General features: G+C 64.2%; 10 protein-coding genes. 8 read left to right on the top strand and 2 right to left on the bottom strand.

Annotated features, from left to right (window positions below):
- The 8 genes from trbK-alt to FG95_RS11730 form a co-directional block, all read left to right on the top strand.
- Nucleotides 1-236 (top strand): putative entry exclusion protein TrbK-alt (gene trbK-alt / locus FG95_RS11695; RefSeq protein WP_081933118.1); only part of this gene is annotated, 236 nt, incomplete at its 5' end.
- Nucleotides 233-1,519, top strand: coding sequence for a P-type conjugative transfer protein TrbL (gene trbL, locus FG95_RS11700; RefSeq protein ID WP_037556046.1), 1,287 nt, complete (start codon nt 233-235; stop codon nt 1,517-1,519). The genes trbK-alt and trbL, both read left to right, overlap by 4 nt.
- A 4-nt stretch (nt 1,520-1,523) precedes the next feature.
- Nucleotides 1,524-2,207: a conjugal transfer protein TrbF gene (trbF, locus tag FG95_RS11705; RefSeq protein WP_037556047.1), complete on the top strand. Its 684-nt coding sequence runs from the start codon at nt 1,524-1,526 to the stop codon at nt 2,205-2,207.
- Entirely contained in the window at nt 2,204-3,040 is an 837-nt protein-coding gene (gene trbG / locus FG95_RS11710; RefSeq protein ID WP_081933119.1) for a P-type conjugative transfer protein TrbG, read from the top strand. Before trbF ends, trbG begins: the two co-directional genes overlap by 4 nt.
- A complete protein-coding gene (locus FG95_RS11715; RefSeq protein ID WP_052182310.1) occupies nt 3,037-4,260 on the top strand; it encodes a TrbI/VirB10 family protein in 1,224 nt (407 codons plus the stop codon). Before trbG ends, FG95_RS11715 begins: the two co-directional genes overlap by 4 nt.
- Nucleotides 4,257-4,472, top strand: a complete 216-nt coding sequence (locus FG95_RS11720) for a DUF2274 domain-containing protein (RefSeq protein ID WP_037556048.1) — start codon at nt 4,257-4,259, stop codon at nt 4,470-4,472. Before FG95_RS11715 ends, FG95_RS11720 begins: the two co-directional genes overlap by 4 nt.
- Before the next feature lie 50 nt (nt 4,473-4,522).
- Nucleotides 4,523-6,391, top strand: coding sequence for a competence protein CoiA family protein (locus tag FG95_RS11725; RefSeq protein WP_136173118.1), 1,869 nt, complete (start codon nt 4,523-4,525; stop codon nt 6,389-6,391).
- 61 nt (nt 6,392-6,452) lie between these two features.
- A complete protein-coding gene (locus tag FG95_RS11730; RefSeq protein WP_052182311.1) occupies nt 6,453-9,659 on the top strand; it encodes a hypothetical protein in 3,207 nt (1,068 codons plus the stop codon).
- On the opposite strand, the gene FG95_RS11735 is transcribed toward FG95_RS11730, so the two are convergent.
- Both FG95_RS11735 and FG95_RS19895 read right to left on the bottom strand, forming a co-directional pair.
- Entirely contained in the window at nt 9,660-10,928 is a 1,269-nt protein-coding gene (locus FG95_RS11735; protein ID WP_120218387.1) for a site-specific integrase, read from the bottom strand.
- Nucleotides 10,929-11,274: 346 nt separating this feature from the next.
- Nucleotides 11,275-11,763, bottom strand: coding sequence for a PilZ domain-containing protein (locus FG95_RS19895; protein ID WP_152567633.1), 489 nt, complete (start codon nt 11,761-11,763; stop codon nt 11,275-11,277).
- Between the last annotated feature and the right edge of the window lie 295 nt (nt 11,764-12,058).

Consider the following 12,058-nt stretch of genomic DNA (forward strand, 5'->3'; position numbering starts at 1 on the left):
GGCTGGTGATGGGGGCAATCGTCCTGGGTCTTGCGCTGACCCTTGCCCTTGTCGCCGCGCTCGATCCGCCCGCGCCCCGTGCGTCCGCCCCCGCGATCTCCGGGGCGGACGCACCCCCCGATTATGGCGACACGCTTCGTCGCTGCCGAACCGCCACCGAAGCCGATCCCGAATGCGAGGCGGCCTGGGAAGCGAAGCGGCGCCATTTCTTCCGGACCGAAAAGAGCAAGCCATGAACGACACCGGCGTCATCGATAATTTCCTGTCGGTCTTCTCGACCTATATCGACAGCGGGTTCGGTCTGCTCGGCGGCGAGGTCGGCTTCCTGTCCTCGACGCTGATCGTGATCGACATAACGATCGCGGCGCTCTTCTGGGCATGGGGCACCGACGAGGATGTGCTGCAGCGGCTGGTGAAGAAGACGCTCTATATCGGCGTCTTCGCCTTCATCATCGGCAATTTCCAGGCGCTGGCCACGATATTGCTCGAGAGCTTCGCCGGGCTGGGCCTGAAAGCGGCAGGAAGCGCGATGGCGATCGGCGATTTCATGCGCCCCGGCATGATCGCGTCCACCGGCCTCGATGCCGCCGAGCCCTTGCTCGACGCGACCGCCGATCTTGTCGGCCCGGTGGGGCTCTTCACCAACTTCGTCCAGATCCTGATCCTGCTGATCGCCTGGGTGATCGTCGTGATCGCCTTCTTCATTCTCGCGGTGCAGGTCTTCGTCACGATCCTGGAGTTTAAATTGGTGACGCTCGCGGGCTTCGTCCTGCTGCCCTTCGCCTTCTTCGGACGTACCGCCTTCATGGCCGAGCGCGTCCTCGGCCATATCATCTCCTCGGGCATCAAGCTGCTCGTGCTCGCGGTCATCACCGGCATCGGCACGACCCTCTTCCAGCGCTTCATGGACGCGGGGCTCGGGACCGAACCCGACATCCGCGAGGTGATGGCGATCGCCCTCGGCGCCTTGACCCTGCTCGGTCTCGGCATCTTCGGTCCGAGCGTCGCCAACGGCATCGTGGCGGGCGGCCCGCAGCTCGGCGCAGGCGCCGCCGCAGGCACGACCCTCGCGGCCGGCGCCACGATCGCCGCCGGGGCCGCCGGCGCGACGCTGGCGGCGGGCGCGGCGAGCAGCGCCGTCGGTCGCACCGCGCTCGGCGCCTCGCGCGCGTCCGGCAGCGCTTCGGCATCCTATGCCCGGGGCGCGGCCGGGAAGAGCGGGATGCGGGCGTTCGGTGCGGGGCTCGCCAATGTGGCGCGTGACACGGCGCGCGGCGCGGGTTCGCCGCTCCGCGCCGCGGCTGACCGCCTGCGTCAAAGCTATGCCGCGGGGCAGGCGGGCAAGTCCGTGGCCGGCGCTGCCACCGCGAGCGACGGCGCGGCGTCGCCCCCGACCTGGGCGGCCGCCATGAAGCGACGTCAGGCCGTCACCTCGGGCGCCACCATCGCCTCGCAGACCCTCAAGGCCGGCGACAGCCATGGCGCCGGCTCCGCTCCCGACATCAGCCAGAAGGATTGAACCCATGTTTCGACGCCCGTCCCAACATTATGGCAAGTCCCCGGTCCCGGTTACGCCCTACCAGCGCGCGGCGCAGGTCTGGGACGACCGCATCGGCTCGGCCCGCACCCAGGCGAAAAGCTGGCGCCTCGCCTTCTTCGGCTGTCTCGCGCTTTCGGGCGGACTCGCCTCGGCGCTCGTGTGGCAGTCGCTCCGCGGCACGATCACCCCTTGGGTCGTCGAGGTCGACAAGCTCGGCGAGGCAAGATCGGTGGCGCCCGCCGATGCCGACTTTTCGCCGACCGACCCGCAGATCGCATTCCATCTCGCGCGCTTCATCGAGCATGTCCGCTCGATCCCGGCCGATCCGGTGGTGCTCCGAAAGGACTGGCTCAGCGCCTATGACTTCACCACGCCCAAGGGCGCGCAGGCGCTGAGCGATCACGCCCGCGCGAACGATCCCTTTGCCGAAGTCGGCAAGATGCAGGTCGCCGTCGATGTATCGAGCGTCATCCGCGCATCGCGCGACAGCTTTCGCATCGCCTGGACCGAGCGCCGCTATCAGGATGGCAGCCTGGTCGAGACGTCGCGCTGGTCGGCGATCCTGACCACCTCGATCCAGCCGCCCCGCACTCCCGACGCCCTGCGCCGGAACCCGCTCGGCGTTTTTGTCACCGCTATTTCTTGGTCGAAGGAGCTCAGCCAATGATCCGCCTTACCCTTCTTCTCGGCGCTGCCGCGCTCGCGCTGCCGGCGCAGGCGGCACCCGCCGATCCGCGCACGCAGGTCGGCCGCGCGAACGACGCGGCGCGCGTCCAGCCCGAGCGCGCGACCTTCCTCAACGCCATCCAGAAATATGCCTGGGCCGATGGCGCGCTGTTCCAAGTCTACACCGCCCCCGGACAGGTCACCGACATCGCATTGCAGGAAGGCGAGGAGCTTGTCGGTCCGGGGCCTGTCGCGGCCGGCGACACCGTGCGCTGGGTGATCGGCGATACGGTGAGCGGGACGGGCGCGTCGCGCCGCGTCCATATTTTGGTGAAGCCCACGCGCCCCGACATCATGACGAATCTGGTCATCAACACCAGCCGTCGGACCTATCACATCGAGCTGCGCGCGACCCCCGCCACCTATATGGCGGCGGTCTCCTGGTCCTATCCGCAGGACGAGCTGATCGCGCTTCGCTCCGCCGAGACCGAACAGGCGCGGCTCGCTCCGGTTGCAGGCGGGATCGATTTCGCGGCGTTGAGTTTTGCGTATCGCATCTCCGGCGCGAAGGTCCCCTGGCGGCCGGTGCGCGTTTTCGACGATGGGCGCCAGCTCTTCGTCGAGTTCGGTGCTGCGATCGCAACCGCGGACATGCCCCCGCTGTTCGCGGTCGGCGAGAAAGGCGCGGCGGAGCTGCTCAACTACCGGGTCGACGGCCGTTACATGATCGTCGACCGCCTTTTCGATCGCGCTGAACTCCGGCTGGGGAGCGGGCGCGGCGCCAAGGCCGTGCGGATCGAACGCGAAACGCCGCGCGCGCGAGGCCGGTCGTGACGGCGCCCGAACAGCCGGGCACGGAAGCTGTGCCCGCCGAGGCCGAGGTTGCGCCGATCGCCCCTGCGAGCCCCGATGCGTTCCGCTTGGCGGGTGAGACTCCGCGGGTCATGCGTCTGTCACGGAAAACGCTGGCGGTTATCGGCGGGGCCGGCGGTCTTGCGATTGCGGCATCGCTCATGTGGGCGCTGCGAACGCCGGCCCCGGCCGAGCGTCGGGAGCTCTATGAAGCGAGCAACAATGCGCGGCCCGACGCGGTCCCCGGAGCACCCGCCGATTATGGCGCCGTGCCGAAGCTCGGTCCGCCGCTCCCCGGCGACCTTGGCCGGCCGATCGTTGCGGCGCAGGGGAGCGGCGAAGCCATCCCCGTCCCGCCGATCGGCGCGGAAGGGCGCAATCCTCCCGATCCGCGCGTGGCGGCCGCCGAACAGGCGCGGCAGCGGGCACTGCAGGAGCGCGAGAGCGCCCAGACGAGCCGGCTCTTTCTGGGGGGCGGAACCGCAAGTTCCGCAGCAACAGATATTGTGCCCGCCGAGGCGGCCGCGCCCGAACAGGCGGCGGAGCCTCGCACGGCCAATGAGGGGCGGCGTCAGTTTCTGGCATCGGGTTCGAAACGGCCCCTCGAAAGTGGCGAGCGGCTGATCGCCCCGAGCTCCGCGCTGATCGTCCAGGCCGGGACTGTCATTCCGGCAGCGCTCATCACGGGCATACGCTCGGACCTTCCGGGCCAGATCAGCGCGCAGGTGACGCAGAATATCTATGACAGTCCGACCGGGCGTATCCTGCTCATCCCGCAAGGGTCGCGGTTGATCGGCGAATATGACAGCGAGATCGCGGCGGGACAGAGCCGGGTGCTCCTCGCATGGGATCGCCTCATCTTGCCCGGCGGACGATCGATCCGCCTCGAACGGCAGCCCGGCGCCGACGCCGCAGGCATGTCGGGGCTGGAGGATCGGGTGAACAATCATTGGGGCCGGATGGTCCGCGCCGCGCTCGTCTCGACCCTGCTCGGGGTCGGGAGCGAGCTCAGCGTCGGCGGCGACGACGAACTCGCCCGGGCGCTCCGCTACGGGATGCAGGACAGCACGAGCCAGGCCGGGCGCCGCATCGTCGAGCGCGAACTGGCGGTGCGTCCGACGCTCACCATCCGGCCGGGTTTCGCGCTCCGCGTAGTCGTCACCCGCGACCTTATTCTCGAGCCGCAGGCGGATTGGAGATGAGTCGGCTGCGACTTGGGCCGATCGTCGAGGAGAAGCCGGTCAAGGCTACTGTCGAACTCACGGGCAAGCTTGCGCGCGATCTCGCTGACTATGCCGCGGCACATGCGAAGGAAAATGGCCTGTCGGAGCCGTTGTCGATCGAACGGCTCATACCGCCGATGCTGGAACGGTTCGTCGCGACCGATCGCGGTTTTGCGAAGGCGCGGCGTTAGGCGGTAAAGAGTATTTTGTATGCGCACACAGGGTCGATTATGATCGCCCTGTGGACGAGCATTTTGCTCCTGAGCGGCCGACCCAACCTCCGCGGCCTTGCACAACGAAGCCCGATCCCTCGGGCTTGCGGGTGCCATTCGCTGCATGCGGCGATGGCGTGGTTCGGCACGTCGAACAGATCGTATCGCACCGCGACGGCCCCTTTACCTGCCTTGGATGCAAGGAACGACTGACCCTTCGGCTCCCGAAGAAGATGCGGAAGCATTTCGCGCACCAGTCCGACAGCCGATGCTCAGGCGAGACGGCCCTGCATCTCTACGCCAAGCTGCTGCTGGCTGCTGTCCGGTGGGTCACCCTGCCAAGCCTTGTCCTCCGCGAGGAGCGATTGGAGGAGGTCGTTTTCGAAGGCGGGCAATTCGCGCTCGACGAGGTGAGGCTAGAGACATCGGAGGGCGATTTTCAGCCCGATGCCATGGTGTGGATCGGGTCCGATCGCCGCGCGGTGGAATTCAAGGTGTCGCACGCGGTCGATGAGGAGAAGCAGCAGAAGGTCGCGCGCGCAGGCTGCCCGATGATCGAGATCGATCTTTACGGAGTGCGTTGGCGCCAGCTTGATGGCGCCGAACTCGACCAGCAGATTTTGCACGACGCACCGCGGCACTGGATCCATCATCCGGATCGCGAGCGTTCCGCGCAGCGCCTGTCCGAGCGGGTCACGGCGGAAGCGACGCGCAAGGGCGAGGCGCTCCGATGGCATATCCGGGAGCGACCGCAGAAGCCTCCCGTCGATACCGAATGGGTCGCGGAGATCATGGCCGACCTGCAATATGCCGAACTGGACTATCTGTTCGGGGCCAAGAGCCGGATGGGCCATTGGTTCACGGTAAGGCCGCAGCTTTGGCAGGCGGCGCTCGTGCATGCCCTGATCTACACGCCGAGCATCAAATACTCGGCGGGATCGGACATCCATATCCATGGCGAGTGGCCGAACGAGGCCAATCTCGAGAGCGTGCTGCCGACATGGATGCTGCGCACCGACCTCAGCAATTACAAACCGAACGCGCTGGCAGCGGCCGGCTACTCGCGGGAGAGTTTCGGGTCGCCCAGCCAAGCCGTGACCGAATATCTCTTCAATCTCTTCACCGATCGGCAGGCTGTGGTGTGGGAGCGTGACGAGCAGCGCTTCTATGTCGACCCCGATCTTCATGCCCGCGTTCACAATCGCTACGACCTTGAGCGCACCGTTGCCTGCATCGCCAAGGATGCCGGCCATCCCGATCCCGATGGTTTCAGCCGGCGCTGGATGCGGCGATATAATGTCGACGGCCGAAATCCTTGGAAGGTGGCGGCGGAAGGCGGCGATGATTTTCACGCGCTGGACAAGCGGGTCCGGGCGATCTTCGACATGTCGCGCAGCTATCGCGACCTTCCCATCGTCGACGATCTTTGCGGATTGCCCTTTCAGGAGTGGCGCGACGGTATCCGACAGAAGCGCGAGGCGAAGGAAGCCGCCGAGCGCAAGCGGATCGAAGACGCAAAGGAAAGCCGGCGGCGGAACTTCGCCATTGCCGCGAAAAACGCGCTCAAGGACGAGGCCGAGACCTGGCTCGCATCGACGGTGGTCGATGGAGTGCCGATCACCGAGTGGGCGTGTGGCAGCGACGATCTCTATTGGCGAGCCTTCAGCCATATCGAGCGCGCCGAGGACGTGAGGAAGCGCCGGGTTTTGGCGGCGGAAGCGGCGGAGGAATTTCGCAAGCGGCTCACGACCGCCTCCAACAAGGCCTTCCGCGATCCCGACCGCGCGCACCTTTTTCTCAACAGTGCGCACCCGAAGCTTGCCGGTCGTCGCCCGATCGAAGCTTGTGAGACCGATGCGGATTTGAGAGTCGCTCTGGCGCTTCTCCCGAAAGTGTAGCGGAGCAGGCCGGAAGGAATTCCCGCTCGCGTGTGAAATCGCGATGTTCTAGACTTGTTCTATGGACCAGCCCGACGATTCGGCCGATCAGCTTGCGGCAACACGCGCCATCCTTCCCTCGGAATTCATGCGCCAGCTGAGACCCGACGAGTTTTCCGATAGCGGGTCCGAGCCTGCCTTCATCCTCGAAGCCTATGAGCTGGAGCAGCGCCTCGAGTATGTCACGGCGCGCAACGAGACCCATGATTTCGAGATTTTCTGTCGGAAGCTTTGCGAGCGGATCGTCTGCAAGAATCTGAAGCCTGCGACGGGCCCGGAGGGCGGCGGTGACAGCAAGGCCGACAGTGAGACCTTTGCGGTCTCCGACGAGATTACGACACTTCACTATGTCGGCGAGGCCAACTCTGGAAGCGAGCGCTGGGCGTTTGCTTTCAGCGCGAAGAAGCAGTGGCAGCAGAAGGCGCGATCGGACATCGAGGGGATCGCGGCGACTGGGCGTCCCTATACGAAGGTGTTCGTCGTCACCTCGCGTTATGGCCGCTCCAAAGATGTCGCCAAGATTCAGGATGAGCTGTCAGAGAAATTCGGCTTTCGCGTCGAGATATTCGACCGAAGCTGGATCATCGACCGGGTTCTGACGCACGGAAATCAGGATATCGCTGTCGACTATCTCGGAGTCGGTAAGCGAAACGAGAAGGCGCGTGTCGGGCCAGCCGACTACGCGCGGTCGCAGCAACTCGAAGATCTGGAGAAGGCAATCCAGGACCCTGCCGCTTATGCCGGCATCGAGGCGCAGCGCGTGACCGACGCCCTGCTCGCTGCGACGCTTTCGAAGGAGTTGGAGCGGCCGCCTTTCGAGACCCATGGGCGATTTGATCGGGCGATCCGCATCGCCGATCAACATGGTCTGCTCAGCCAGCAGATCGAAGCACGCTATCAGCGGCTTTGGACGGCCTTCTACTGGTTCGACGAGTTTGACCTCCTGGACCGCGAGTTTGACGCGTTCGCTGAACTCGCGTTTGGCTCGCCCGCGGCGCGACACGCGGAACGCCTTGCAAACCTTCTGCAATGCCTGATTACGGCGGTCGCACAGGGCTATCGTTCAGCCGAACAGGTTCGCCTCTCGGAACGCCGGTCCGCGTTGGTCGCTCGCCTCGAATTTTTTGCGGGTCAGAAGGACCGTCCCAACAATGCGCTCGAAGCGCGCACGACCTCCCTAATGCTCGAGATCACCTCCCTTGCGTTCGATCGACGCGACGAAATCTCCCCCTTTTGGCAGGAAGCCGAAGCTATCCTCGAAGCGGCGTCGGGGCTCGCTGAATATGATGCCGAGCGGCTCGCGCAGCTGATCGAGGAGGTGGGGCCGCTTGCCGGGAACGATCCGGCCTATGGTGAACTGGTCGACAAGCTCGCAGACTTCATGGGCAAGCGGGTCGGCGAAGGCGAGAGTGGACGTATTTTGCTGCGAAGGGCGCGGCGGCTCGACACAAATGCGGACCGTCTTGAGATAATTCGTCTGCTCGGACGGGCCACGCATCAACTCACCAAGCGCGAATATGCGGAAGAGCTCATCGAAGCGAGCTACATGCTCGCGGTCGCCTATCGGGGCACCGGTACGCTCTGGGCTGCGCGTGCCGCGGCGCTGTTTGCTGTCGCATCGATAATTGCAGATTCGGAGCACGATAGCCATCCATCGGTCACCCTCGTTCCCGCGTTGATGCTCCTCATCTGGATAGACATCGAGTTGCGGCTGCTGCCCGAGGCGCTCGACGCGATCCGGATGGTGAATGGTTGCCGAAAGTTGCTGCCGCTCGACGACGCTTCGAAGGTTCGCGTCGACGAGAGGTTGAAGGAATTTGATGGCGTCCTCACTTGCCAGTTTCTCAACAGCTCGGCCGATGACTTCGAGGCGATGGCGGGCCTCCCGACGGTTCTGGAACGCCTTGGTTTGCCTATGTCCTGCGGCGCGCTTCTCTACGCCTTGGGCTATGCGGAGCGCCTGGGTGAACGTCAGCCCGAGGAGGAGCCGGAAGGGGGACTTGAAGGCATGTTCGCGCGCGCGGCCAACCAGCCAGCGGGCGACCTCGGTGGTCGGCCGCTGGTTACCGGCAGCCCGCGACCGCACAGCATCGAGACCCGCGTTATCGGCATGCGCGTCGCGGTGCATCTATCGGGCAGCGACACAGCGCTGCTCGCCGGCCAAACCCTGCTGGCGGTTATCGACACGCTGTTTGCTACGGTTATCGGCCTGCGGATCGGAGCATTCGTCGAGCGCTTTGATATCGATCTCGTGGAAAGCGATGTTGCCACAGCACCGAACGTTGATTTCGATGGCAATAACATGCGCGCCAAACTTCATTGGCCTGCCGGATCGACACCCGCCGATCATCTCGGTGAGAGCGGAACCCATAGCCAATTCCTGCTTCTCTCAACGCTGATGCTCGTCGCGACCTCACTCGCCGACCGGCAAAAAATATCTCTGGAGAAGCTTTTTCGGGAAGAATCACTCCTTGAGCGCGTCAGCGCCGCAGTCGCGAGTTCGAACAGCCGCATCCGGGCGATGAACAGTCCAGCGTCGCGACTGACGGATTGGAACGAGCTATCGCTCGAGCGGTTTCCGCCGAAGGCCGACCGGCCGGTAATTGTAAGGGTGCCAGAGGCTGATCCCGAAGAAGAAACAATCAGCGAGCGATACGCGACTGGCGATCACCGCAGCGTCGAAGTGCGCTCGATCTTGGACATTCCGCAATGGGAGCAGGCCCGCTGGATCGGCGTGATGCTCGGTCTGCAGCATGATCTCCCGATCGTCGGATTGCACTTTGAGGATCGCGAGGCGGGACGCCAAATTTTCGAGCGTTGGCGCGAACGGTTCGGCGCACGAGATGCCAAAGGGGCTATCCACATCGCGATCTTGCGCGAACTACCTGGTCGGCCCCCGTCCCACTATGCGGTGCTATTGATGGCGGGAACTGAGCCAGGGGATTTCGCTGGTACGCTGGTGAGCATGCCGAGCCGCCTCAAGCTGCTCGAACCTGCCGCCGACACGAATCTGAGGTTCTTTCTCGATAACTATCCCGCGGGTGGCTCGTTCATTCTGGTTCCCACTTACGTGAAGGAGAATGGCGAGCCCGATCTGATGATGGACCTTGCCATACTAAAGCATGACCTCTCGATCCGGAGAGTTGCCGATATCGGCAAGTCCGATTTGGAAATCATCGGAGTGCAGCTTCTCGAGCAAATGGAGGCGCGCGACGGTTCGCCGCCTTGATCAGGCGGCGAACTTCATCTTTGCCGCCTTCCGCACGCCAGTCTCAAGATGTTTTGCGATCTCGTCCGAAGTGCGGCTGACCGCCAGCTTCACGGCTTCATCGATATGAACATAGTCCTGCGTCACACTTTGCGACGCGTGGCCTAGCATCGCGCGGATCGTGAGCTCGGAGAAGCCGAGTTCGCCCGCCATGCTGCCGAAGGTGTGGCGCAGCGTATGCGGCGTTACGCCCTCAATGCCGGCCGAGCGGCATAGTCGGGCCAAGCAGTCGCTGACGGCGGTAAACGGGCCTTCGCCATTCGACGCGGGAAAGACGTAGGGGCAGCCGGCTATTTCGGGTTGAGCGACGACGATCTTGATCGCCTCGGGTCCGATCGCCCGAAATTGTGCATCGCTCTTCGTGTCGGGGAACGCGACGTAGCCGCCCATGGGGTTAACCCACTGCCGCTGCAGCGCCTGCGCCTCTTCGCGCCGATAGCCGGTCAGAAGGAGCGTCCTGACAATTGCGAGCGCAACGGGGTTCTCGGAACCCAGTTCGGCCCGGCCGATCGCCCGACCCAGCAGCTCGATCTCGGCGATGCTGAGACGCCGGGTCCTTTTCTTGGTCGCGAGCTTCTTCGCGCCCTTCGTAGGATGTTCCGCAATCAGTCCCTTGTGCTTTGCATGGCCTAGGATGGCCTGGAGGGTGCCGAGGCTCCTCCCGGCAACGCCGGCACCGCCCGTCGGGCGGCCGCCGCGCCCGCCCGAAGGAGGCTTTCGGGTCTGACCGGTTGCAATGTCATTTTGCATTGCCTCGACGTCGGCGATCGTCAGCTTCCGCACGAGGCGTTTGCCCATCAGCGGGATGATATGCGTCAGGATGCGGCTCTCATCCATGTTGAGCGAGGTGTCCTTGATCGGGCGGTTCTTCCGTCCAAGAATGCGGCCGGCTCGCGCTTCGACGAGATACCATTCGCACATCTCGGCGACATTGAGATCCTTCCGGACCCGGCGCGACTCCTCTGCGGGATCTTCGCCAGAGGCGACCTTGCCCAACTGAATCTTCGCGAGCTCGCGGGCTTGCTCGACCGTCATCACGCCGAAGCGCCCGATCTTCACTCGCCGAACCCGGCCTTCCTCATTCATATACTGGATGACGAAGGTTTTCGTCCCGGTTGCGCCGACACGGACACCGAAACCTTTGATCTCGGTATCCCAAAGAAATGCCTGGCCTGTCGCTGGTGCAGCCAGCGCATCGACCGTCCGCTTATTGAGCTTCGCAAGCGCCACAAGTTCCTCCATCATATTACGCGAGGGTGGCCGATTCGAAAAGTAATGAGGACGTAATAGAAAATCACCGCTTCGCAGGGTAGGGCTAGGATAAATTATCGTAGGCCGAAGTCAACAAATGCTTGGATTTTCGTACCTTGGCGTAGAAAAAGAAGCTCTGGGGTATTTGCAGTAATTTCTTGCCAAGGTTGGGGTCGAGGGTTCGAATCCCTTCGCCCGCTCCAGAATTTTCCGACAATCGCAGCGAGACGACGGCCTCCTTCGGGCGGGTCGTTTGCTTGCGGCCGTTCCCTTCGTCTCCATCTCTTCATCGGCCGCGCATTCCATGTAGGACGCGCGCGCAGGGTCAGGCGAAGGTCAGCGAGGCGAGCGCGACGATGAAGATCAGGATCACCGCGGTGAACAGCGCGGTCAGCGCCGTGAATAGAAAGGCGCTCGACGGACGCCGCGAATAAAGCTCGCCGGAATCGCCAGCCGCGCTCGCATCGCCATCATCGGCCGCGCCGTCGCCGTGCGGCGTCTTTAGCAGCGCGGCGCTGATCGCGCTCGCCGGGACCGGCGCCAGAAACTCGCACCCGAAGAGCCGGCCGTTCTCGCGCACGACGCGCGCCGGCGCGGCGCCCAGTTCGGGCAGGACCAGCAGAAAGGTTTCGCCGAGCGCGAAGGGGGCGTCGGTCTCGATCAAAAGGCCCGTTCGCGACAGGTTCCGAATGACGACCGCGGCTTCGCTCGTCGCCGAGCGCGCCGCGACGTCGAGCCGCAAGGTGCGCCGCGGCATTCGTCGGCGGTCGGTCGCCTCGACGGGTTCCGCGATATGGGCCAGCAACGATCTCACCGGCGTCTCCTTTGACGACCAGCCATCGCGCGGCAAGTTTAATATTGCCTTGCCGTCGCCGGGCGCCGCACCGGATGCGTAAAAATACCCGGCAGCGATGTCGTCGGCACCGTGCGCGCGCACTTAACAATTAAACGGATTCTGCCCCCATCGGCGGGGAGTTATGCGATGAACCGTTGCATCCTGTGGACCGAATCGGGACGGAATCGGGTGGAGGGCGGACAGGTTGCCGCTTTGAAATGTCATACTATCTTATTGAATAGTAACGTTCTTATGCGGATCAATCCCGCTCCAG

The sequence above is a fragment of the Sphingopyxis sp. LC363 genome (assembly GCF_000756385.1).
Classification (GTDB): domain Bacteria; phylum Pseudomonadota; class Alphaproteobacteria; order Sphingomonadales; family Sphingomonadaceae; genus Sphingopyxis.